23 protein-coding genes are annotated in these 22,455 nt (G+C 73.1%); 10 read left to right on the top strand and 13 right to left on the bottom strand.

Annotated features, from left to right (window positions below):
* The first annotated feature begins 54 nt into the window (after positions 1-54).
* The 3 genes from IE242_RS25925 to IE242_RS25935 are packed head-to-tail and all read left to right on the top strand — an operon-like array spanning position 55 to position 3,247.
* Positions 55-1,380, top strand: a complete 1,326-nt coding sequence (locus IE242_RS25925) for an ABC transporter substrate-binding protein (RefSeq protein WP_189863290.1) — start codon at positions 55-57, stop codon at positions 1,378-1,380.
* A complete protein-coding gene (locus IE242_RS25930; protein ID WP_189863292.1) occupies positions 1,380-2,342 on the top strand; it encodes a carbohydrate ABC transporter permease in 963 nt (320 codons plus the stop codon). The genes IE242_RS25925 and IE242_RS25930 overlap by 1 nt, the downstream gene beginning before the upstream one ends.
* A 23-nt stretch (positions 2,343-2,365) precedes the next feature.
* Positions 2,366-3,247 carry a carbohydrate ABC transporter permease gene (locus IE242_RS25935; protein WP_229859462.1) on the top strand — a complete coding sequence of 294 codons (882 nt, stop codon included), beginning with the start codon at positions 2,366-2,368 and terminating at the stop codon, positions 3,245-3,247.
* A 49-nt stretch (positions 3,248-3,296) separates the two neighbouring features.
* On the opposite strand, the gene IE242_RS25940 is transcribed toward IE242_RS25935, so the two are convergent.
* The 3 genes from IE242_RS25940 to IE242_RS25950 all read right to left on the bottom strand — a co-directional run bounded on the left by IE242_RS25940 (position 3,297) and on the right by IE242_RS25950 (position 6,599).
* Positions 3,297-4,577, bottom strand: coding sequence for a ribonuclease D (locus tag IE242_RS25940; protein ID WP_189863296.1), 1,281 nt, complete (start codon positions 4,575-4,577; stop codon positions 3,297-3,299).
* A gap of 272 nt (positions 4,578-4,849) precedes the next feature.
* Complete coding sequence (locus IE242_RS25945; RefSeq protein WP_189863298.1) at positions 4,850-5,512, bottom strand: response regulator transcription factor; 663 nt, start codon at positions 5,510-5,512, stop codon at positions 4,850-4,852.
* A gap of 460 nt (positions 5,513-5,972) precedes the next feature.
* A complete protein-coding gene (locus IE242_RS25950; RefSeq protein ID WP_189863300.1) occupies positions 5,973-6,599 on the bottom strand; it encodes a DUF3000 domain-containing protein in 627 nt (208 codons plus the stop codon).
* A gap of 212 nt (positions 6,600-6,811) precedes the next feature.
* Between IE242_RS25950 and hemE the strand changes: the two genes are divergently transcribed.
* Positions 6,812-7,879 (top strand): uroporphyrinogen decarboxylase, encoded by a 1,068-nt coding sequence (gene hemE / locus IE242_RS25955; RefSeq protein WP_189863302.1) that lies wholly within the window; start codon positions 6,812-6,814, stop codon positions 7,877-7,879.
* Between the two features lie 16 nt (positions 7,880-7,895).
* On the opposite strand, the gene IE242_RS25960 is transcribed toward hemE, so the two are convergent.
* Entirely contained in the window at positions 7,896-8,714 is an 819-nt protein-coding gene (locus IE242_RS25960; RefSeq protein WP_189863304.1) for a rhomboid family intramembrane serine protease, read from the bottom strand.
* 115 nt (positions 8,715-8,829) lie between these two features.
* Here IE242_RS25960 and IE242_RS25965 point away from each other — a divergent pair, with 115 nt between their 5' ends.
* A complete protein-coding gene (locus IE242_RS25965; protein WP_189863306.1) occupies positions 8,830-9,177 on the top strand; it encodes a hypothetical protein in 348 nt (115 codons plus the stop codon).
* A 35-nt stretch (positions 9,178-9,212) separates the two neighbouring features.
* Here the strand turns inward: IE242_RS25965 and IE242_RS25970 are convergent, their stop codons facing one another.
* Positions 9,213-10,604 (bottom strand): FAD-dependent oxidoreductase, encoded by a 1,392-nt coding sequence (locus IE242_RS25970; protein WP_189863308.1) that lies wholly within the window; start codon positions 10,602-10,604, stop codon positions 9,213-9,215.
* A gap of 9 nt (positions 10,605-10,613) precedes the next feature.
* Positions 10,614-11,609 carry a DUF4349 domain-containing protein gene (locus IE242_RS25975; protein WP_189863310.1) on the bottom strand — a complete coding sequence of 332 codons (996 nt, stop codon included), beginning with the start codon at positions 11,607-11,609 and terminating at the stop codon, positions 10,614-10,616.
* A gap of 191 nt (positions 11,610-11,800) precedes the next feature.
* Between IE242_RS25975 and hemG the strand changes: the two genes are divergently transcribed.
* Both hemG and hemQ read left to right on the top strand, forming a co-directional pair.
* Positions 11,801-13,312, top strand: a complete 1,512-nt coding sequence (gene hemG, locus IE242_RS25980) for a protoporphyrinogen oxidase (protein WP_189863312.1) — start codon at positions 11,801-11,803, stop codon at positions 13,310-13,312.
* Between the two features lie 4 nt (positions 13,313-13,316).
* The gene (gene hemQ / locus IE242_RS25985; protein WP_030580152.1) at positions 13,317-14,048 is read left to right on the top strand and encodes a hydrogen peroxide-dependent heme synthase; all 732 of its coding nucleotides are present in this window, start codon (positions 13,317-13,319) and stop codon (positions 14,046-14,048) included.
* Between the two features lie 25 nt (positions 14,049-14,073).
* On the opposite strand, the gene IE242_RS25990 is transcribed toward hemQ, so the two are convergent.
* From IE242_RS25990 to IE242_RS26000, 3 genes are all read right to left on the bottom strand, one after another.
* The gene (locus IE242_RS25990) at positions 14,074-15,810 is read right to left on the bottom strand and encodes an alpha/beta hydrolase (RefSeq protein WP_189863314.1); all 1,737 of its coding nucleotides are present in this window, start codon (positions 15,808-15,810) and stop codon (positions 14,074-14,076) included.
* Positions 15,811-15,939: 129 nt separating this feature from the next.
* Positions 15,940-17,259 carry an MbnB/TglH/ChrH family RiPP precursor modification enzyme gene (locus tag IE242_RS25995; RefSeq protein ID WP_189863316.1) on the bottom strand — a complete coding sequence of 440 codons (1,320 nt, stop codon included), beginning with the start codon at positions 17,257-17,259 and terminating at the stop codon, positions 15,940-15,942.
* A gap of 143 nt (positions 17,260-17,402) precedes the next feature.
* A complete protein-coding gene (locus tag IE242_RS26000) occupies positions 17,403-18,068 on the bottom strand; it encodes a nitroreductase family protein (protein ID WP_189863318.1) in 666 nt (221 codons plus the stop codon).
* Between the two features lie 127 nt (positions 18,069-18,195).
* Here IE242_RS26000 and IE242_RS26005 point away from each other — a divergent pair, with 127 nt between their 5' ends.
* Positions 18,196-18,690, top strand: coding sequence for a MarR family winged helix-turn-helix transcriptional regulator (locus IE242_RS26005; protein WP_189863320.1), 495 nt, complete (start codon positions 18,196-18,198; stop codon positions 18,688-18,690).
* 33 nt (positions 18,691-18,723) lie between these two features.
* Here IE242_RS26005 and IE242_RS26010 read toward each other — a convergent pair whose 3' ends face one another.
* Positions 18,724-19,446: a peptidyl-tRNA hydrolase gene (locus IE242_RS26010; protein WP_373299587.1), complete on the bottom strand. Its 723-nt coding sequence runs from the start codon at positions 19,444-19,446 to the stop codon at positions 18,724-18,726.
* Between the two features lie 97 nt (positions 19,447-19,543).
* On the opposite strand from IE242_RS26010, the gene IE242_RS26015 reads away from it, so the two are divergent.
* Positions 19,544-20,413, top strand: coding sequence for an ABC transporter ATP-binding protein (locus IE242_RS26015; RefSeq protein ID WP_189863324.1), 870 nt, complete (start codon positions 19,544-19,546; stop codon positions 20,411-20,413).
* A complete protein-coding gene (locus tag IE242_RS26020; protein WP_189863326.1) occupies positions 20,413-21,084 on the top strand; it encodes an ABC transporter in 672 nt (223 codons plus the stop codon). The genes IE242_RS26015 and IE242_RS26020 overlap by 1 nt, the downstream gene beginning before the upstream one ends.
* On the opposite strand, the gene IE242_RS26025 is transcribed toward IE242_RS26020, so the two are convergent.
* The 3 genes from IE242_RS26025 to IE242_RS26035 all read right to left on the bottom strand — a co-directional run bounded on the left by IE242_RS26025 (position 21,076) and on the right by IE242_RS26035 (position 22,450).
* On the bottom strand, positions 21,076-21,255 hold the full coding sequence (locus tag IE242_RS26025) for a hypothetical protein (protein ID WP_189863328.1): 180 nt from the start codon (positions 21,253-21,255) through the stop codon (positions 21,076-21,078). The genes IE242_RS26020 and IE242_RS26025 overlap by 9 nt on opposite strands.
* A 66-nt stretch (positions 21,256-21,321) precedes the next feature.
* On the bottom strand, positions 21,322-21,516 hold the full coding sequence (locus IE242_RS26030) for a hypothetical protein (protein ID WP_229859451.1): 195 nt from the start codon (positions 21,514-21,516) through the stop codon (positions 21,322-21,324).
* Between the two features lie 97 nt (positions 21,517-21,613).
* Complete coding sequence (locus tag IE242_RS26035; protein ID WP_189863338.1) at positions 21,614-22,450, bottom strand: polysaccharide deacetylase family protein; 837 nt, start codon at positions 22,448-22,450, stop codon at positions 21,614-21,616.
* Between the last annotated feature and the right edge of the window lie 5 nt (positions 22,451-22,455).

A 22,455-nucleotide genomic window follows, 5' to 3' on the forward strand; every position in this document is an offset into this window, starting at 1 on the left:
GCCGAACCAGCCAACCCACCCGTGCTCGTCCGTCACAGAACGGAGCTGGTGCACATGAACCACCGCAGGAGTCACAGAGGTCTCATCGGAGCACTGCTGGCCGCCGGGCTCATGGCCGCGGGCTGCACGGGCACCGGCGGCTCGGCGAAGGGCGCCGACGCCGAGGCGCCCGACGATCCGTCCAAGGTGTCCGGAACCATCACGGTCCTCACCCACCGCACCGACATCGTGCAGGACGGCACGATGGACAAGTACGCCGAGGAGTTCAACCGGACGTATCCGAAGGTGAAGGTCGAGTTCGAGGCCATCACGGACTACGAGGCCGAAGTCAAGATCCGGATGAACACGGAGAACTACGGCGACGTCCTGATGATCCCGGCCGTCATCAAGAAGAACGACTACCCGAAGTTCTTCGCCTCGCTGGGCAGTGAGGACGAGCGGAGCAAGAAGTACCGCTTCACCGACTACACCACCGTCGACGGCAAGGTCTACGGCCAGAGCCCGATCGGCGTGACCCCCGGCTTCATCTACAACAAGAAGGTGTGGCAGGAAGCCGGGATCACCGACTGGCCCACCACCCCGGACGAGTTCCTCACGGCGCTGAAGGCCATCGAGGCGAAGACGGACGCGGTGCCGTACTACACCAACTTCAAGGCGGGGTGGCCGCTGGCCCAGTGGACCTCCGTCAACGGCTCGGTCGGCTGCGACACGAAGGCCACCACGAAGCTGGCCGAGGGCGACCCCTGGGCGAAGGGCGCCGATCTCCGCGTCGCCGACGAGCTGCTGTACGACATCGTGCACGAAGGGCTGATCGAGAAGGATCCGACGACCACCAACTGGGAGGCGTCGAAGCCGGGCACCGCGAAGGGCGACATCGCCACGCAGTGGCTGGGCAGCTGGGCGATCATCCAGTTCCGGCAGGCCGCCGAGCAGGCCGGCACCGACCCCGACGACATCGGCTTCATGCCCTTCCCGGCCCGGACCGACGGGAAATTCTGCGCCGTCGTCGCCCCCGACTACAACCAGGCCGTCAACGTCCACTCCGACAACAAGCCGGCCGCCCGCGCCTGGATCGACTGGTTCACCGACAAGTCCGGCTACGCCGACGACAACCTCGCCCTCTCCCCGCTGAAGGACGCGCCGCTGCCCGACGTGCTGAAGGACTACGAGGACGAGGGCGTGAAGTTTCTCGAGACCGAGGACAGCGAGGGCGCGACGGTCAAGGAGATCGACAACGCCTCCGAGGTCGGCATCTACCAGCCCGACTACCGCCAGGAGCTGGTCGACATGGCCCGCGGCGCCAAGGACGGCGACCTCGACGACTACCTCGCCGGCCTGGGCAAGCGCTGGACCGGGGCGGCCGGGTCCCTGGGGTCCTGATGGCGCACACGACGCACAGGACCCACGCGAAGGAGAAGGTGGCGCGCCCGGCGGTGACCGCGCCACCGTCCCCGGGGCCGGCGGCGCCGCGCGGGGTGCGGGCCCGGAAGCTGCTCACCCCGTGGCTCTTCCTGATCGCCCCCCTCGCGCTGCTGATCGTCTTCACCTACGCGCCGGTCGCCAACATGGTCGCGTACAGCTTCACCGACTGGGACGGCGTCAGCCCGGAACTGAGCTGGACGGGCGTCGGGAACTACGTCGACATCTTCACGCGTGCGGAGCTCTTCCAGGTCTTCCTGGTCAGCGGCTACTACCTCGCCGCCTCGGCGGTGCAGATCGGCCTCGCGCTGTACTTCGCGACGGTCCTGAGCTTCAACCTCCGCTTCCGCAACTTCTTCAAGGGCGTCATCTTCTTCCCGTACCTGATCAACGGGGTCGCGATCGGCTTCGTCTTCCTCTACTTTTTCCAGGACGGCGGCACGCTCGACTCGGTGCTCGGGCTCCTCGGGTACGAGTCCGACCGGGCCTGGCTCGGCACGTCGGCCTCCGCGAACGTCTCGCTGGCGGGCGTGTCGATCTGGCGCCATCTCGGCCTGAACTTCGTGCTGTTCCTGGGCGCGATCCAGTCGATCCCGGGGGAGCTGTACGAGGCGGCCGAGCTGGACGGGGCCGGTCGCTGGCAGCAGTTCCGGTACATCATCGCGCCCGGCATCCGCCCGGTGCTGAGCCTGACCGTGATCCTGTCGATCTCCGGTTCGCTGGCGGTCTTCGAGATCCCGTACATCATGACCGGCGGCGCGACCGGCACCGAGACCTTTGTGATCCAGACGGTGAAGCTGGCGTTCCAGTTCAACAAGACCGGGCTCGCGTCGGCCGCCGCGGTCGTCCTGCTGCTGATCATCCTCGCGGTGACCTGGGTGCAGCGCCGACTGGTCCCCGACGACAAGGTGGATCTCGTATGACGACCACGACGACCACGACGCGCATGAGGAGCACGACGGTCACGAGGCCCCCGGCACGCTCGGCTCCGGCTTCCGTCCTCCGCGGGAGGATCGCCCGCGCGCTCACCTACCTGTCCCTGGTCGCCGCCACCGTCGTCGTCCTGCTGCCGCTCGCCGTGGTCTTCCTGACCTCGCTGAAGAGCGAGCGCGAGATGGCGGACGACAGCGGCGCGCTGTCGCTCCCCGGTGACCTGCTGAACGTCTCCAACTACGTGACGGCGTTCCAGGACGGCCGGATGCTCATGGCGTTCGGCAACACGGCCTTCATCCTGCTCTTCGCCATCGCGGGCACGGTGGTCATCGGCTCGATGGCCGCGTACGCGATCGACCGCTTCACGTTCCGCTTCCGGAAGTTGGTCGTGGCGCTCTTCCTGGTGGCGACCCTGGTCCCCGGGGTCACCACACAGGTGGCGACCTTCCAGATCGTCAACAGCCTGGGCATGTTCGACACCCGCTGGGCGCCGATCCTGCTCTACATGGGGACCGACATCGTCTCGATCTACATCTTCCTGCAGTTCATCCGGTCGATCCCGGTCTCGCTCGACGAGGCGGCGCGGCTGGACGGCGCGAACTCCCTCACCATCTACCGCAGGATCATCCTTCCGCTGCTGAAGCCGGCGATCGCGACGGTCGTGATCGTGAAGGGCATCACCGTCTACAACGACTTCTACATCCCCTTCCTCTACATGCCCTCCGAGGATCTCGGCGTGATCTCGACGTCGCTGTTCCGCTTCAAGGGCCCGTTCGGGGCGCACTGGGAGGTGATCTCGGCGGGCGTGGTCCTCGTCATCCTGCCGACGCTGCTCGCGTTCCTGTTCCTCCAGCGCTACATCTACAACGGGTTCATGCGGGGGGCGACGAAGTGAACCGCCCGCCAGGGCGCCCGGGCCGCGCCACGCCGCCCGGGCTCCCTCCCTAGCGCGCCAGCGCCTCCACCAGCACGGGCGCCACCTGCTCGATCTGCCAGGGCCGCGCCCCGTACGCCGCCAGCGCCGCGCCGACCGACCCGGCGTCGGGGGAGACCGGCGGCTCCCAGCACACCCGCCGCACCGTGTCGGGGGCGATCAGGTTCTCCTGGGGCATGTTCAGCCGCTCGGCCAGCGCGGTCACGGCGGCCCTGGCCGCGGACAGCCGCGCCGCGGCCGCCGGGTCCTTGTCGGCCCAGGCCCGCGGCGGCGGGGGCCCGGTCACCGGCTGCCCGGGCTGCGGCAGCCCGGACTCGGACAGCGCCCTGGCGCGATCGACGGCGGCCTGCCACTGCTCCAGCTGCCGGCGGCCCATCCGGTGCCCGAAGCCGTTCAGCGCGGCCAGCGCGTGCACGTTCGGCGGTACGGCGAGCGCGGCCTCGACGATCGCCGCGTCACTGAGCACCTTCCCCGGCGAGACGTCCCGGCGCCGCGCGATACGGTCCCGGGTCTCCCACAGCTCCTTCACGACGGCCATCTGCCGGCGCCGTCGCACCTTGTGCATCCCGGACGTACGGCGCCAGGGGTCCTTGCGCGGCTCCGCGGGCGGCGCCGAGGCGATCGCGTCGAACTCCTGACGGGCCCATTCCAGCTTGCCCTGCCGGTCGAGCTCCTTCTCCAGCGCGTCGCGCAGGTCGACGAGGAGCTCCACGTCGAGGGCGGCGTAGCGCAGCCACGGCTCGGGCAGCGGGCGCGTGGACCAGTCGACCGCGGAGTGCCCCTTCTCCAGGACGTAGCCGAGGACGCCCTCGACCATCGCGCCGAGCCCGACGCGGGGGAACCCGGCCAGGCGCCCGGCCAGTTCGGTGTCGAAGACGACCTCCGGCACCATGCCTATCTCACGCAGACAGGGCAGGTCCTGGGTGGCCGCGTGCAGCACCCACTCCGCTCCGGCGAGCGCGTCGCCGAGACCTGACAGGTCGGGGCAGGCGACGGGGTCGATCAGGGCGGTGCCCGCGCCGGCCCGGCGCAGCTGGACGAGGTAGGCGCGCTGGCCGTAGCGGTACCCGGACGCACGCTCGGCGTCGACGGCCACCGGTCCGGTGCCGGCGGCGAAGGCGGCGATCACCCCGGCGAGCGAGGCCTCGTCGGCGATCACGGGCGGGACGCCGTCCTGCGGCTCCAGCAGGGGGATCGGCGCCTCCGTCGCAGAAGATCCGCCGTCGTCCGGAGGAGCGCCTCCGGTGGTGCGCAGGGTGCTGTCTGCTGCGGTCTCTTGGGCGTCGGTCACCTGTCAAGGGTATCTGTGTATGGACTGGACCCGCCGACGGAACGTTCCGTCGACGGGCGCCCGGGGGTCGTAAACCGGTCAGCCGCCCCGCACGCCGGTGCACACCTGCCGTGCACGGACCCGGGACCGACGCGGGGTCGTCGGTCCCGGGCTGATGGACCGGGCCCGGTGGACGGGAGCGGGGAAGCCGGGCCCGGTGGACAGGGGCGCGGGCACCGGACCGGGAAGCCCGCGCCGGATCGGCGCGGCGGTGCCGGGCCGCGGGGCGGCGCTCAGTGGATGATCCCGGTGCGCAGGGCCACCGCCACCATCCCGGCGCGGTCGCCCGTGCCGAGCTTGCGGGCGATGCGGGCGAGGTGGCTCTTCACGGTGAGCGCGGACAGGCCCATCGACACGCCGATCGCTTTGTTGGACTGGCCCTCGGCCACCAGGCGCAGCACCTCCACCTCGCGGCCCGACAGTTCGCGGTAGCCGCCCGGGTGGCTCGGGGCACCCGGGGGGCGGCGGTGCATACGGGCCGCGGCGGCGCCGATGGGGGCGGCGCCGGGACGGGTGGGCAGCCCGATGCTGGTGCGGGTGCCGGTGACGACATAGCCCTTCACTCCGCCCGCGAGGGCGTTGCGGACGGCGCCGATGTCGTCGGCGGCGGACAGGGCGAGGCCGTTGGGCCAGCCCGCGGCACGGGTCTCGGACAGAAGCGTGAGGCCGGAGCCGTCGGGGAGATGGACGTCTGCGACACAGATGTCGCGGGGGTTGCCGATGCGGGGACGAGCCTCCGCGACGGACGAGGCCTCGATGACGTCGCGCACACCGAGCGCCCACAGGTGGCGGGTCACGGTGGAGCGGACGCGGGGATCGGCCACGACCACCATCGCGGTCGGCTTGTTCGGGCGGTAGGCGACCAGGCTTGCGGGCTGCTCGAGGAGAACGGACACCAGGCCTCCTGGGGTTCGGGACGGAACCGGCTCGCGGGGATCAAGCCGGGACGAACCGTGCTTTCAAGGTCACAGACCTCTTCGGCACCCAGCCGGGGGTCCTTTAGAGAATGATCACGATTTGATGAGTCACAATACGTGCAATTCGGACACGCCTTCGATCATTCGAAGATCGAACGGGGTCGCTCCGCGTCAATACGGGTCCGAAAGTGGCCGTATCGACAAAGAGGCAGGGGCAAACGGGTGAGGTGGCGGTAAAGGGGTGTGGACGCGCGGAGGCCCCCGGCGGCGATGCGGCCGGGGGCCTCGGTGGCGGTGGCGATGCGGCTGGGGACGCGTCGCGGGAGGAGCGGAAGCGCCCCGGAGAGGCGCGGGACTGTGTCCGCCGGCGGCTTCGCCGCGTGGATGCGACCGGCCGCGACGGACCCGCGGGTGAAGTGCCGGTCGTGCGGCGAAGCGCTCAGCGGGGGCGCGGGCCCCGGCGCTGGGGCAGGGTGACGACGGAGGCGTCACCCGGGACGGCCGGGGGCAGGCCGGCGACCTGGGCGAGGAGATCGCACCAGGAGGCCAGGTGGGACGCGGTGTCGGGAACGCCGCCCAGGCCCTCGCGCGGGGTCCAGGAGGCGCGGATCTCGATCTGCGAGGCGGCCGGGCGGGAGCTGAGGCCGCCGAAGTAGTGGGAGCTCGCGCGCGTGACGGTGCCGCTCGGCTCGCCGTACGGCAGGCCGCGGGACTGGAGCGCGCCGGTCAGCCACGCCCAGCAGACCTCGGGGAGCAGCGGGTCCGCGGCCATCTCCGGTTCCAGCTCCGCGCGGATCAGGGTGACCAGACGGAAGGAGCCCTGCCACGCCTCGTGCCCGGCCGGATCGTGGAGGAGGATGAGGCGGCCGTCGGCGAGGTCCTCGTCGTCGTCGAGGACCGCGGCCTCCAGGGCGTACGCGTACGGGGCGAGCCGCTGCGGCGGACGCGTGGCCTCGATCTCGATCTCCGGTCGCAGCCGCGCTCCTCTCAGCGCGTCGACGGCCGCGCGGAAGGGCAGCGGCGCCGCCTCCATAGCTCTCCGCTCCCCCTCCTTCGGGTCGTCCATCCCGCCAGCGTCGTCCGACAGTCGTCCCTGAGCCGCAGCCATGCGGGGAAGAGTAAGGGGAACGGGCGCCCCGCGCGGGGAGAGACACCCGTGCGCAAGGTCACGGTCGCATCGCGTTGAGCGAACGCGCGCCGGGGGCACGGGGGAGACCCGGCGGCCCGGCGCGGGGACCCGGGACAAAAGGGCACGCGGGCCGTGCGAGACTCTTCGTCGTGAGTGCCAACGCCAGCCCCTCGGGCTCCCAGCCGACCGCCACGTACGACTCCGCCTTCCTCAGGGCGTGCCGCCGCGAGTCCGTGCCGCACACGCCGGTGTGGTTCATGCGGCAGGCCGGACGGTCCCTGCCGGAGTACCGGAAGGTGCGCGAGGGCATCCCGATGCTGGAGTCCTGCATGCGCCCCGAGCTGGTCACGGAGATCACCCTCCAGCCGGTACGGCGGCACAACGTGGACGCGGCGATCTACTTCAGCGACATCGTGGTGCCGCTGAAGGCCATCGGCATCGACCTCGACATCAAGCCCGGCGTCGGCCCGGTCGTGGAGAACCCGATCCGCACCCGCGCCGACCTCGCCCGGCTGCGCGATCTGACCCCCGAGGACGTCTCCTACGTCACCGAGGCGATCGGGCTGCTCACCGCCGAGCTCGGTGAGACCCCGCTCATCGGCTTCGCGGGCGCCCCCTTCACCCTGGCCAGCTATCTCGTCGAGGGCGGCCCGTCCCGCAACCACGAGCACACCAAGGCGCTCATGTACGGCGACCCGGAGCTGTGGGCCGACCTCCTCGACCGCCTCGCCGAGATCACCTCCGCGTTCCTGAAGGTGCAGATCGAGGCCGGCGCCAGCGCGGTGCAGCTCTTCGACTCGTGGGTGGGCGCCCTCGCGCCCGCCGACTACCGGCGCTCGGTGCTGCCCGCGTCCGCCAAGGTCTTCGAGGCCGTGGCGGGGTACGGCGTCCCCCGCATCCACTTCGGTGTCGGCACCGGTGAGCTGCTGGGCCTCATGGGCGAGGCGGGCGCGGACGTCGTCGGCGTCGACTGGCGCGTCCCGCTGCACGAGGCGGCCCGCCGGGTCGGCCCGGGCAAGGCGCTCCAGGGCAACCTCGACCCGGCCGTCCTCTTCTCCAGCCGGGAGGCGATCGAGGCCAAGACCTGCGAGGTCCTCGACGCGGCCGCGGACCTGGAGGGTCACATCTTCAACCTCGGGCACGGCGTCCTGCCGTCCACGGACCCCGACGCGCTGACCCGGCTCGTCGAGCACGTCCACACGCAGACGGCGCTCTGACCCGGCCGCGAGGCCCTCACCAGCTGTGCCGCGCACGCCTGCCGAACAGCAGGCCGCGCGGCTCGGGCGGCGGCGGGGTGCCGGGGCGCAGCGGCCAGGCGATCAGCATGCCCGCCACGAAGCCGACGACATGGGCCGCGTACGCCACCGTCCCGGCGTTCGCGACGCCCTCGCCCGCCGAGTACACCGCCTGCAGCGCAAACCAGAAGCCCAGCACCAGCCACGCGGGCAGCCGCAGCGGCAGGAAGATCAGGAACGGGACCAGCACCCACACCCGGGCCTTCGGGTAGAGCACGAGATACGCGCCGAGCACCCCGGCGATCGCCCCGGACGCGCCGATGAGCGGGTCGGCGGAGCCGGCGTTGAGGAGCGCGTAGCCGTACGTGGCCGCGTATCCGCAGACCAGGTAGAACAGCGCGAACCGCACATGTCCCAGCCGGTCCTCGATGTTGTTGCCGAAGACCAGCAGGAAGAGCATGTTGCCCAGCAGGTGCAGCCAGCCGCCGTGCAGGAACATCGCCGAGAGCACGGACAGCGGCGGCGACTTGTCGTAGTCCGGCGGCCCCACCACACAGCCGGGCCCCTGCGGACCCACGCCCGTCTCGCCGGTGGGCACCAGCCGCGGCAGCTGCTGGTGGATCAGTTCCTGCGGCACCGCGGCGTACTGGTCGAGGAACGCCTGCAGCCTGCACGCCTGCGCCAGCCCGCTGTCACCCGCCACCGAACCGGCCAGGCCCGGCATGAAGAGGAAGACGGCGACGTTCACGGCGATCAGCGTGTACGTCACGTAGGGCGTGCGGCGCGTCGGGTTCACGTCATGGACGGGGATCACCACGGGGGACGGGTGCCCCCGATCGGGCTTGCGGAACCGGCGCGCTGAACGCGGGGGAGCCCACACGCGTATGACTCCGCGACATCCGGGACGCGAGGAGACACGTGAGGAACAGGCGATGAACGACCGAGTCACTCCACCGATGCACGCCCTGCCCGACGGCGAGGCCGAGATAGCCCTGGTACTGCGTCTGCCCTGGGAGGACGTCGCACGGCTGGGCCAGGAGGCCGGCCGCCTCGCCGCCCAGCTGCAGCGCCCCGTCACCCTCGACGAGGCGGTCAGCCACCGGTTGCGCTCCGCGCGCCCGTCCGCCGCGCACGCGAAACCGCCGGCCGAGCCGTCGGCCACCACCGCGATGCCCGCCGGCGCCTCCCTGTCCGGCGGCGCCTCGGTGTCGTCCCTGCCGCCGAGACCGCCGGCCGAGCAGGCCCGCCAGGCCATCGAGCGGATCAACGGGTCGATATAGCGCGGGACGGGACGGGCGGCCGGAGCGCCGATGCCTCACGCGCCGCCGCGCCGCACCGCCCCCGCCGCCTTCCGCGCCGCCACCAGCACCGGGTCCCACACGGGGGAGAACGGGGGCGCGTACCCCAGGTCCAGGGTCGTCATCCGTTCCACCGTCATGCCCGCGGTCAGCGCCACCGCGGCGATGTCCACACGCTTGCCCGCGCCCTCGCGGCCGACGATCTGCACGCCGAGGAGACGCCCGGTCCGGCGCTCGGCGAGCATCTTCACCGTCATGGGGGTCGCGCCCGGGTAGTAACCGGCGCGGCTCGTGGACTCGATCGTCACCGTCTCGAACCGCAGCCCCGCCCGCAGCGCGTCCTTCTCCCGCAGTCCGGTACGGGCGATCTCCAGCTCGCACACCTTGCTGACCGCCGTACCGACGACGCCCGGGAACGTGGCGTACCCTCCGCCGACGTTCGTCCCGATGATCTGCCCGTGCTTGTTGGCGTGCGTGCCCAGCGGGATGTGCCGTTCACGGCCGGAGACCAGGTCGAGGACCTCCACGCAGTCGCCGCCGGCCCAGATGTTCCCGTGGCCGCGCACCCGCATCGCCAGATCGGTGAGCAGCCCGCCGCTCTCGCCCAGCGGCAGTCCGGCCCGCTCGGCGAGCGTCGTCTCGGGGCGTACGCCGATGCCGAGGACGACCACGTCCGCCGGGTACTCGGCGTCCGCCGTGGCGACCGCGCGCACACGCCCGTCGTCACCCGTGAGCACCTCGGTGACCTCGGCGCCGTTCACCATGCCGATGCCCATGCCCTCCATGGCCTCGTGCACCAGGCGGCCCATGTCCGGGTCGAGCGTCGCCATGGGCTCCTGGCCGCGGTTGACGACCGTCACCTCGTACCCGCGCCGGATCAGCGCCTCGGCCATCTCCACACCGATGTAACCCGCCCCGACGACCACCGCGCGGCGTCCCTCCGTAGCGGTCAGCGTGTCCAGGAGGGCCTGTCCGTCGTCCAGTGTCTGCACTCCGTGCACCCCGGGCGCGTCGACCCCGGGCAGCGGCGGGCGGAGGGGGCGCGCACCGGTGGCGATCACGAGCTTGTCGTACGGCGTCCAGGACTCGTCCCCGGAAACGACGTCCCGCGCGCGGACGCGTCCTTTCGCCACGTCGATCTCCGTGATCTCGGTGCGCATCCGCAGATCGATGTCCCGCGCGCGGTGCTCCTCGGGCGTGCGGGCGATCAGCCGGTCCCGTTCGGTGACGTCGCCGCCCACCCAGTACGGGATGCCGCACGCGGAGAAGGACGAGAAGGTGCCCCGCTCGAACGCCACGATCTCCAGCTCGCCGGGCCCCTTCAGCCGGCGGGCCTGCGACGCGGCGGACATGCCCGCCGCGTCGCCGCCGATCACGACCAGTCGTTCTCTCCCACGGCTCTTGACCATGGGACCACGCTACGGGGCGGAAGTGCCGGTGGGCTGCTCAGGGGTGGCTGCCGGGGCAGGTACGGGGGCCGGTGCCGGGCGGCGCGGCAGGCGGGGCCGTACGAGCCGCATCCACAAGAACACCAGCACCGCCACCGTCACCGCGAAGGGCAGGATCGCGCCGAGCACGACGACGATCCAGCGGAGCACGGCGACGAACGCGTCCCAGCCGCCCGCGAGCGCGTCCACGAAGCCCGGCTCCTCTTCCTCCCCGCCGCTCCGCTCCACCGGTGTCTCGGACAGGTGGAGCGTGATGGTGGCGAGGCTGGTGCGGTCCTTCAGGGACGCCTGCTGGGCCAGCAGTGACTCCAGGTCGGCCTGACGGCTGCTCAGTTCGCTCTCCAGCGTGACCACGTCACTGAGCCTGGTCGCCCGGTCCATCAGCTCGCGGATCCGGGCCACGCTCGCGCGCTGCGTCGTGATGCGGCTCTCCACGTCGACGACCTGCTCGGTGACGTCCTGGGCCTTCGCCTCGCGCTCGACCAGCGTGCCCGTGCCCTCCAGATCGGCGAGGACCTCCTCGTACGCACCGGTGGGGACGCGCAGGACGACGCGGGTGCGCTCGTGGCCCTCGTCGTCGCGGCTGGTGGTCTCGTCGCCGACGAACCCGCCCGCGTTCTCGGTGGCGGTGCGGGCCGCGTCCAGCGCCTTCGGCACGTCCTTCACCCGTACGGTCAGCGAGGCGGTGCGGATGATGTGGTTCGCGGTGAGGTCGGGGGCCCGGGTGGCCTTGCTGCCGTCGGCCCCGGCCTTGGCCCCGGCACCGGCCTCGTCCGCGGCGCCGGCCCCGGCCTCGGACCGGGCTTCGGCCTCCGGGCCGGCGGCCGCGTCGGCGGCGCTCCCGGCACCGGCGTCGTCGGACGCGCCGCTGCACCCCGTGAGCGCCAGGGCGGCGGTGAGGAACGCGGCTGCCAGGACGCGCACCGGCAGCCCGGTGGAGCGTCGTACGTGTGTCGGCTCGGTCATGTCGGTCTACCCCCGAGAGTTGCGCGGACGGACGTCACGGACGTGACGGATGCTTCTACGACGCCGGAGGGGGCCGGGACGTTGGCGGGTCGCGGTCCCGATGAGGTCACGGTCGGGCCTCGGCCGGGCCTCGGCGGGACCCCGGCCGGGGCACCCGACCGGCTGTCAGAGGGGTCTGAGAAGGTGGGTGCATGCGCGGATCAAGTGCGGAAAACGCGGAAACTGCGGAAGCGCAGCAGGTCATCGTCATCGGCGGCGGCATCGCGGGACTCGCCGCGGCCCACCGGCTGCTGGACCGGGGCGCGCGGGTGACCGTGCTGGAGGCCTCGGACCGGCTCGGCGGGAAGCTGCTGCCCGGCGAGATCGCGGGGGTCCGCGTGGACCTCGGCGCCGAGTCGCTGCTGGCCCGCCGCCCCGAGGCGGTCGGCCTCGCGCGCGAGGTGGGCCTCGGCGACCGCCTCCAGCCGCCCGCCACCGCCACCGCCGCGATCTGGACTCGCGACGCCCTGCGGCCCATGCCCAAGGGTCATGTCATGGGCGTGCCCGGCACCGCGTCCGCCGTCTCCGGGGTGCTCTCGCAGGAGGGCCTCGCGCGCGTCGAGCGCGACGCCGACCTGCCCCGCACGGAGATCGGCGACGACGTGGCGGTGGGGGAGTACGTGGCGGCGCGCGTCGGCCGCGAGGTCGTCGACCGCCTGGTGGAGCCCCTCCTGGGCGGGGTGTACGCGGGCGACGCGTACCGCATCTCGATGCGCTCGGCGGTGCCCCAGCTCTTCGAGGCGGCCCGCACGCACACCTCCCTGACGGAGGCCGTCCGCGCGATCCAGGGGAGAACGGCCGCCGCGGCGCGGACCCAGGCCGCCGGGCCGGTGTTCATGGGCATCGAGGGCGGCGTGGGCACGCTGCCCCTCGCGGTCGCCGACTCCGTGCGCGCCCGGGGCGGCGAGATCCTGACCGGCACGCCGGTGACGGAGCTGCGCCGCACGGGGACGGCGGAGACGAGCGGTCCGGGAGCTTCGCGCGCGGCCTGGCGTGTGGTCGCCGGCGGTCGTGTCCTGCACGCCGACGCGGTCGTCGTGGCCGTGCCCGCCCCGGCCGCCGCCGGGCTGCTGCGCGCCGAGGCCCCGGCCGCCGCGGCCGAGCTGGCCGCCGTCGAGTACGCCTCCATGGCCCTGGTCACCCTCGCCTACCGCCGCTCCGAGGCGGACCTCCCCGAGGGCAGCGGCTTCCTCGTGCCGCCGGTCGACGGGCGGACCATCAAGGCGTCGACGTTCGCGTCCCGCAAGTGGGGCTGGATCGCGGACGAGGACCGGGACCTGCTGGTCGTACGGACCTCCGTCGGCCGGTACGGCGAGACGGCGATCCTCGGCCACGACGACGCGCACCTCGTCGACGTCTCCCGGCACGACCTGCGCGAGGCCACCGGCCTGGCCGCCACCCCCGTCGCCACCCGGGTCACCCGCTGGACCGACGGCCTGCCCCAGTACCCGGTCGGCCACCACGCGCGCGTGGCCCGCATCCGTGAGCACGTGGCGAAGCTGCCGGGCCTCGCCCTGTGCGGCGCCGCGTACGACGGGGTCGGCATCCCGGCGAGCATCGCCAGCGCGTACGCCGCCGTGGACGCCCTCGGCGGCGACCCGCGCGGTGTGCAGGAGCTCACCGCCCACCCGGTGCAGAGCCTGCACGGCGGGGCGGGAGAATAAGGCCATGAGCGACAATGCCCCCGCCACCGACCCTGCCCGCATCCCGAACAAGGGCAAGCTGGCGAAGGACCTCAACGAGGTCATCCGGTACACCCTGTGGTCCGTCTTCAAGCTGAAGGACGTGCTGCCCGAGGACCGCGCCGGGTACGCCGACGAGGTCCAGGAGCTGTTCGACCAGCTCGCCGCCAAGGACGTGACCGTCCGCGGCACCTACGACCTGTCGGGTCTGCGCGCCGACGCCGACCTCATGATCTGGTGGCACGCCGAGACGAGCGACGCGCTCCAGGAGGCGTACAACCTCTTCCGCCGCACCAAGCTCGGCCGTGCGCTGGAGCCGGTCTGGTCGAACATGGCGCTGCACCGCCCCGCCGAGTTCAACCGCTCGCACATCCCGGCGTTCCTCGCCGACGAGACGCCGCGCGACTACGTGAGCGTCTACCCCTTCGTCCGCTCCTACGACTGGTACCTGCTGCCGGACGACGAGCGCCGCAAGATGCTCGCCGACCACGGCAAGATGGCCCGCGACTACGTGGACGTGCGCGCCAACACGGTCGCCTCGTTCTCCCTCGGCGACTACGAGTGGATCCTCGCCTTCGAGGCCGACGAGCTGCACCGCATCGTCGACCTCATGCGCCACCTGCGGGGCTCCGAGGCCCGGCGGCACGTCCGCGAGGAGGTGCCGTTCTTCACCGGCCGCCGCCGGTCGGTGGCCGAGCTGGTCGCGGGCCTGGCCTGAGCGACCGCCGGCCGCTCTGCGCCCGTCAGCGCAGGAGCCGGGCGGCCCGCCCCTCCGCGGAGCGGTCGCCCGGCGCCGCCGGCCGGGGCTCCGGACGCGGCGCGCAGGACGCGCGCCACTCCGGGAGCCGCCCCTCCAGCAGGTAGGCGTCCAGGTACCCGTTGGCGCAGGCGTTCGGTCCGCCGCCGACGCCGTGCGTGCCCGCCTTCCGCTCGGTGACGAGGACGGACCCGGACAGCCGCCGCTGCAGTTCCCGCGCTCCCTCGTACGGCGTCGCCGCGTCCCGCTCGCCCGCCAGGATCAGCGTCGGCGGCAGCGAGCCCGGGTCCGTGCGCACGTCGAGCGGCCGCTGCCGGGGCACCCGCCAGTACGCGCACGGCAGGTTCATCCACGCGTTGTCCCAGGTCTCGAACGGTGCCGTGCGCGCCAGCCGGGTGTTGTCGCGGTCCCAGGTGCGCCAGTCCGTGGGCCACGGGGCGTCGTTGCACTCGACCGCCGTGTAGACCGCGTTGCCGTTCTCCTGCTCGACGGCCCCCTCCGGGCTCGGCGCCGCCTGCTGGATCAGCGGCTTCGAATCGCCCTTCAGATACCGGGACAGCGCCAGCGCACGCTGCGGCCAGTAGTCGTCGTAGTACGCGGCCTGCAACAGCGCGGCCTGCAGCTCTCCCGGCCCGACCTTGCCGCCCGCGGGCTCGGCCGCGAGCCGCGCCCGCGCCCGCTCATAGCTCCCGAGCACCTCCCGCGCGGTCCTCCCCAGCCCGTACACGGCGTGGTGCCGGGCCGTCCATGCGCGGAAGTCCGCCCAGCGGCGCTCGAACGCGGCCGACTGGCGGAGGTTGTTGCCGTACCAGATCCCCTTCGGGTCGGGGTTCACCGCCGAGTCGAACACCATCCGGCGCACATGCTTCGGGAACAGCGTCGCGTACACCGCCCCGATGTACGTGCCGTACGAGGCGCCCATGAACGTCAGCCGCTCCTCGCCGAGCGCGGCGCGCAGCACCTCCAGGTCGCGGGCGTTGTTGAGCGAGTGGTAGTGCCGCAGCCCGCTGCCGCTCCGCTCGGCGCAGCCGCGCGCGTACGCCTGGGCCCGCGCGATGCGTTCCCTCTTGTACGACTCCGAGGGGTGCGTCGGCTGCTGGGAGGGCCCCTTCAGCAGGTGCTTCGGGTCCCGGCAGGTCAGCGGCGCCGAGCGGCCGACCCCGCGCGGGGCGTAGCCGACGAGGTCGTACGCGGCCCCGATGCGCTGCCACTCGGGGAGGTAGCCGGCCAGCGGGAAGTGCATACCGGAGGCGCCGGGACCACCCGGGTTGTACACCAGGGCACCCTGCCGCACGACGCTCGCCCTGCCGGAGTCCCGCCCGGAGTCCTTTCCGGGATCTTTCCCGGAGTCCTTCATGGAGCCGTTGCCGGAGTCCTTTCCGGAGCCGTTGCCGGGGCCCTTGCCCGTGGCCTCGACCCGGCTGACCGTGAGCTTGATGGTCTTCCCGTTCGGGCGGGCGTAGTCGAGGGGGACCGTGACCGTGCCGCACCGCAGGGGCGCCGGGAGGTCCTGGTCCTTCGTGCACGGGCCGAAGCGGATGCCCGCCGCCGCGGCACGCTGGGCCGCGACGGCGGTGCCCTGTGCCTCGGCGACCGCCATGCCGTGTGCCTCGGCGGCGGCACGGGTGTCCGGCCACCGGTGGCTGTCGCCGTCCGCGGGCGCGGTGGTCAGGGCGGTGAGCAGCAAGGACCCGGCGGCTCCGTAGACGGCGGCGGCTCTCATCGCGTATCCCTTCGGTCCTCGGTGCACGGTCGCGCACGGCGGCGACAGAAGGGATGTTTCGGTCGATGATGGACGAAGTAAAGCAACCAGGCCGTACGCGCGGCCCCATTGCCCCGGGCCGCCGTACGCTCAGCGGCGGAGCAGCACCCGGCGCGTCGCGCGGGCCACGCGCGCGGTCATCCGCGCGGCGGGCGGAACGGGGCCCGAGCGCTCCAGCCACCACTCCCGCAGCCGCCGCCGCGTCCCGGCGTCCTCGGGGCGCCCGGTGAGCAGCAGCCGCTCCGCGAAGTCGAGGGCGTCCCGGCGGTAGCCGCCGGTCATCGGGTGCCCCTGCGCGTAGGCGAGGAAGGCGGGCCGGTACGACGCGCCGAGGATCTCCGGCAGCTCCGGCGCGACCTTGGCCACGACGTCCGCCCGCTTGGCGGCGAGGGCCCGTGCCTGCACGCCCAGCCGGGCCCGGTCGAACCCCTCGGGCGCGGGCGCCCCCGCGACCAGGGCGGACAGCAGCGCGGCCTGCCCGAGCCCGAGGCGCTGCCGGGCGGGGCCGGTGTCCGTCTCGGGGTTCCCGGAAGTGCCCCGTACGTCCCCGGCGTTCGCTTCGGGGCGCCCGGGCGTGGCCGCGCTCCGTACGGTCTCCCGTATCGCCGCCACCTCCCGCTCCAGCTCCTGCGGTGCGGGGAAGTTCTCGTCCCGCTCCAGGAGGACGCCCGGCGGGGCCACCCGGGAGGCCAGGTCGGCGAGGACGTCGAGGACCTGCCGCGGCACGGGGTGGGCGTGGCTGTCGTGCCACACGCCGTCCCGTTCGAAGCCGCCCGCCACATGGACGTACGCGATGGCCTCGACCGGGAGCTCGTCGAGCGCCTTGGCGGGGTCCTCGCCCTGGTTGACGTGGTTGGTGTGCAGGTTGGCCACGTCGATCAGGAGCCGGACCCCGGTGCGGTCGGCCAGCTCGTACAGGAACTGCCCCTCCGTCATCTCCTCGCCCGGCCAGGACAGCAGCGCCGCGATGTTCTCCACCGCCAGCGGCACCGGAAGGGCGTCCTGGGCGATGCGGACGTTCTCGCACAGCACGTCCAGCGCGTCGCGGGTGCGCGGGACGGGCAGCAGATGGCCCGCCTCCATCGCCGGGGTCGCGGTCGGCGGGCCGCCTGCCCGGACGAACGCGATGTGCTCCGTCACGAGCGGCGACCCCAGTGCCTCGGCCCGCTCGGCCAGCGCCCGCAGCCGCCCCGCGTCGGGACGCCCGGCACCGCCGAGGCCGAGCGAGACACCGTGCGGTACGACCGTGACGCCCCGCTCGCGCAGCCGGGTCAGCGACGCGGGAAGGTGCCCGGGGCACACGTTCTCCGCGACGACCTCCACCCAGTCGATGTCCGTCATGCGCTCCACGGTGTCGGCGATCTCCGGCCGCCAGCCGATGCCCGTCCCCAGTCGTACGTGCTGCTCCATCGTCCCCCCTCGGTCCCCCTCGTTGCGGCGTGACGGAGTGATGGCCCCGGGCGCCGGCGCCGAACCCCACGGAGAGGATCTTCAGAGCAACATTTGAGCTTCGGCGCGGCGGATCCGGGCGCGGGAGAGCGGAAGTGGCGAGTTCAGCGGCCGTAGGTCTCGCTGAAGCAGGTCAGCGCGCGGTCCCGGCGCCCGGGGTGGAGCCGGGCCTCGGCCGGCCGGCCGAGCGGCATGAGCAGGGCGATGTGCAGGTCGTCGCGGCCGCCGACGCCGATGGCCTGCTTGACCAGGTCCTCGTTCCACCCGTTCATCGGGCCGGTGGCCAGGCCGGCGGCCTGCGCCGCGAGCATGAGGAAGGAAGCGGCGATCATGGCGTCCTTCACCGCGTACTCGCGCTCCAGACCGCGGGCCCGCAGGTCCTCGTGGAAGGCGCGAGCGTCCTCGGGCGAGGCCGTGGCGAACTCCTCGGACCACGCGCCACGCCGCACCGCCGTCTCCCACACGTCACCGCGGTCCCCGTGCCAGGCGGCGGACTCGGCGACGAACACCAGCATCACCGGCGCCTCACGCGGCTGCGGCTGCCCGCCGGTGGCCTCCGCCAGCGCCCTGCGTCCCTCCTCACCGGTGACGGTGACGATGGACCGGGCCTGGAGATTGAAGCTGGACGGTGCCTCCAGGGCGAGGTCCACCAGTTCCTCCAGCAGCGCGGCGGGCACCGGATCCGGCCGGTAGTGGCGGATGCTGCGCCGCGAGCGGATGATCCGGGACACGGTGGCGTGGTCGGCCGTCGGTACGTCCACGGCACTCATAGCACTTACAGTACGCACGGCTAACCTTTCGACGTCGAACTATCTGACGTCGAGAAGCTATGCCGCAGTCTAGGCTGATGTCAAACACTTAGATGTCGAACTATGAGTGAAGGGGGAGGTGTCCCCGATGCGTGACCGTGACGCCGTCGACGACTTCCTGGACCAGTGGGCCGCGCTCCGCACCGACCTGGACCTCGGTGCCATGGGCACGATCGGCCGCATTCTGCGACTGTCACGGCTGGTCGGCGGCCACCTGAAGGACTACTTCGCCGAACACGGCATGGAGACGTGGGAGTTCGACGTCCTCGCCACGCTCCGGCGCAACGGCACCCCGCTGACCGCCAAGGAGCTGGCCGCCAGCGTCATGATCGGCTCGGCCGCCCTCACCAACCGCATCGACCGGCTCGTCGCCCGCGGCCTCGTCGCCCGCGAACCGGTCCCCGGCAACCGCCGCAGCCTCCACATCGCCCTCACCGACGAGGGACGCGACCTCGTCGACCGCACCGTGGAAGGACATATGCGCAATCAGCAGAGAATCCTGGCGGGCCTGGACGACGACGACCGCGAGGACCTGTCCCGCATCCTGCGCACCCTGCTCGTCTCCCTCGGCGACACGCGCTGAGCGTGTCCCGAGTGCCGGGCGCGTGCGTGCCCGTCAGCCGCGGCGCAGCGCCGGATGGTCGGCCACCACCGTGCAGGAGCCGGGAGCGATCTCCGTGAAGCCGGCGTCGCGGACCACGGGGAGCCCGGAGACGGTGAGCGCGCGCCAGCGGGCGGGTTCCGCGGTGCGCACGGCGAGCGGGAAGCCGGACTCGCGCCAGGCGGCGCGGTCCTCGTCGCCCAGCTCCCACCACGCCAGCTGGGCACCGTGCCCGGCCTGGGCCATCGCCTTGCCCGCCGACATCTCCACGTCCGGGCTCAGCCACAGCACGGGCGCCGACGGGTCCGCCGCCACCGGGGGCTCGGGGTCGTCGAGCTCCGTACCGGACACCTGAAGCCGGGCCAGCTCCTTGGGCCAGCCGTCCAGCGGCACCGGCGGAAACACCCGCACCTCCGCCGACTTGCCCGTCACCGTGATTCCGGGCAACGCCTCCGCCCGCCGCCACTCCGCGCCCCGCGCGCGGCGCACCACCTTGCGGATCCGGGCGTCCTGCCAGTCCCGCATCGCCCGCGCCCATTCGCCGTCCCCGAGGGAACGATCGTCGCTGAGCATCACGAGCACCGCCCGGGCCGCGGTCTCCAGCGCGTCGGTACGGGCCGGGGGAGCGGCCTTCTCGATCCGCGCCACCAGGGGCAGCACGAACTGGGGAGCCGCGTCGCGCGCGGTCTCCTCGGGGCGGAACGGGTGGGTCGCGGAGCTCGGATCAGGGGTCGTCACGGGTTCCAGTCTGCCAGGCGGAAGATCCGGCCCGGCGTCCGCGTTCGTACAGGGATTCGCCTGCACGCGACCGCGCCGCCGTACCAGGATGAGACGCATGGGGAGCGAGGTACGGATACGGCTGGACGGCGTCGGCCGCCGCTACGGACTGCGCGGGCGCTGGGTGCTGCGCGGGGTCGACCTGGAGGTGGCGCCCGGCGCGCTGATCCGGATCGAGGGCGCCAACGGCACCGGCAAGTCCACGCTGCTCCGCCTGCTCGCCGGCCTGGACGCGCCCACGGAGGGCCGCGTCGCCGGACGCCCGCGCACGGCCTTCGTGCCCGAGCGCTTCCCCGCCGCGCTCCCCTTCACCGCGGCCGGGTACCTCACCCACCTCGGCGCGGTCCACGGCCTGACCCGCAAGGCCGCCGCCCGGGCCGCCGACGAGTGGCTGGAGCGCTTCGGTGCCTCCGGCCACGCCCGTACGCCGATGGCGGAGCTGTCCAAGGGCGGCAGCCAGAAGGTCGCCGTCGCCCAGGCCCTGCTCGCCGCGCCGGAGTTGCTCGTCCTGGACGAGGCGTGGACCGGGCTGGACGCGGCGGCCCGGGAGGAACTGGAGCGTGCGGTGGCCGAGCGCACGGCCGACGGCACCGCGGCGGTCTTCGTCGATCACGACCCGCGCAGGCTCGCGGAGGTGACGGACACGACGTACACGGTCGTCGACGGCGCCCTCGCGCTCCGCGCGGCGGCGGAGGAGGCGGCGTGCCCGGGCCGGCCCCGGGTCGTCGTCGAGGCCAGAGGGCCGGCGGGTGCGGAGCCACCGGGGGAGGTGGTGCGGCTCGCCGTGTCCGTGGCGGAGGCGGAGGGCGGCGCGTACCGGTTCGGGGTCACGGAGCCGCGCTCGGACGCGATCCTCCGGGCGCTGCTCGGCGCCCGGCCGCCGTGGCACGTGGTGAGCGTCAACCTCTACGAGGCAGGCAGCCTGTGATGACCGCCCTTCTCCGTTACCAGGCCGCCCTCCTCCTGCGCTCCCAGCGCTGGCTGCCGCCCGTCGTCCTGTACGCGGCGGCCCTCGGCATCGGTGTGCGGAGCGGGCAGCCCGTGCTGGACTCGCTCGGCTGGGCGGCGGCCGTGCTGCTGCCCGTCGCCGCGTGGCTGGTGCGCGTCTGCACCACCGACGAGCCCCCCGCCGCCCGCGCTTGTGCCGGCGCGGCGACCGGTCCCGGCCGCGCGCACCTGGCGTCCCTGCTCGTGGCGCTGTGCGCGGCCGTGCTGCTCGGGGTGCTGGCCGTGGGCGTCGTCACGGTCATCAGCGATCCGACGAGCACGAACCGCCGGACGCCGGTACCGCTGGGCGCCGCGAGCGGCGCCGGGCTGCTGGCCGTCCTTGCGTGCGCCCTCCTCGGCGCGGCCGTCGGCGCGCTCACCACCCGGCCGGTACTGCGCTCCCCGGGCCGCGCCGTGCCCGCGCTGCTGCTCGGGGCACTGCTGGCGCTGGTCGTCACCGGATCGCCCGCGCGGGCGGCGGTCGGCGCGCTGGTGGACGGTTCACAGGAGGGCTCCGTCCCGGTGCCGGTCGTTCCGGTGATCGTGGCCGCGCTGCTCGCGGCGGCCGCGACGGCGGTGGCGTGCGCGCTCACCACCCGCCGCTCACCCTGAGCAGGCCGCCCGCTGGGCCTCCTGCCACTCGCACACCGGGCACAGCGTGATCCCCTTGTACGACTCCGGGTACTCGGTCGGTTCCCGGCACAGGACGCACTCGGCGTAGGGCGGGCCTTCGGCCTCGGGAGGCTGTCGTCCCTCGGGGTCGGTGGCGCAGTAGTCGCTCATGCGTCCAGCGTAGATCCGAGGCTTGTCGAGCGGCCCCGCTTCATCGGGCGCGCGAAACAGGAGTCCCTAGTCGCCGTCGCCGCCGGTTCGGCCCGAACCCCGTCGCGAGCCCTTCTCGAAGAAGCGCAGCACTCCCCCCACGGTGATCGTCGCCGTCGCCACGGCGCGGACCCAGCGGGGCCCGCCGAACTCCGCCCACACCACACATACGCACCCGCCGACGGCAAGAGCCAAGATGCCAAGCAGTACCGGAACAGCCACGTCCCCCACCTCTGCATTCGTACGGTTCCTCAGCGATCATCTCAGGCAGGGAAGAGGTGTGTCACCGCCCACTCGGTTCCACAGCGGCTGACCGGGCTCACCTCACCACCGCCCCGATCAGCTCCGACACACGCACGAACCGGTACCCGCGCTCGCGCAGCTTCGGCACGATCCTCCGTACGGCACGCTCGGTGGTGGGCGCGGCGCTGCGGGTGCAGTGCATGACGACCACCGACCCCGGCCGCACCTCGTCCAGTACCTGCTGCGCCACCGCGTCCGCGTCCGTCGCGAAGGCGTCGCCGCTCACGACGTCCCACTGCACGACGGTGACCCCGGCCGGGACCAGTGCCTTCAGCACCCGGCGGTCGTGGCACCCGCCGGGGAAGCGGAAGTACGGCACGATCTTCCGTACCCCCGCCTCCCGGAAGGCGGCGAACGCGCGGTCGATGTCCGCCCGCATCCGCTTCCGGGGGAGGGCCGGCAACCCGTAGCAGTCGTCGGTGAAGGCGTAGTGGCTGTACGAGTGGTTCGCGACCTCGAAGAGCGGGTGCCGGCCGATGGCGCGTGCCTGGGCCGGGTACTCCTCGGCCCAGCGGCCCGTCATGAAGACCGTGGCCGGGACCTTGAGGCGACGGAGGGCCGCGACCAGGCGGGGGTTGTCGAAGCGCTCGCCCGCGGCTGCCCGTCCGCCCTGGCCCGCGGTCATGTCGGCGTCGAAGGTGAGCGCGACGGTTCTGCCCCGCGTGCGGGGGCCGTGCCGGAAGACCGGTGTGAGGCCGGCGGGGCCCGGTGCGAGGGTGGGGGGCGGTGAGGGTGCCGTCAAGGCGGGGCGCCGTACCGTCTGCGGCGCCTGCGGTGCCGGTGCGGTGCCGCAGGCGGTGAGGGCGGCACCGAGAGCGCAGACGGCGGTGAGGCGCCGTGCGGGAGTGATCACCGGAT

This window comes from Streptomyces poonensis (genome assembly GCF_014650915.1).
GTDB classification, from domain to species: Bacteria; Actinomycetota; Actinomycetes; order Streptomycetales; family Streptomycetaceae; genus Streptomyces; species Streptomyces poonensis.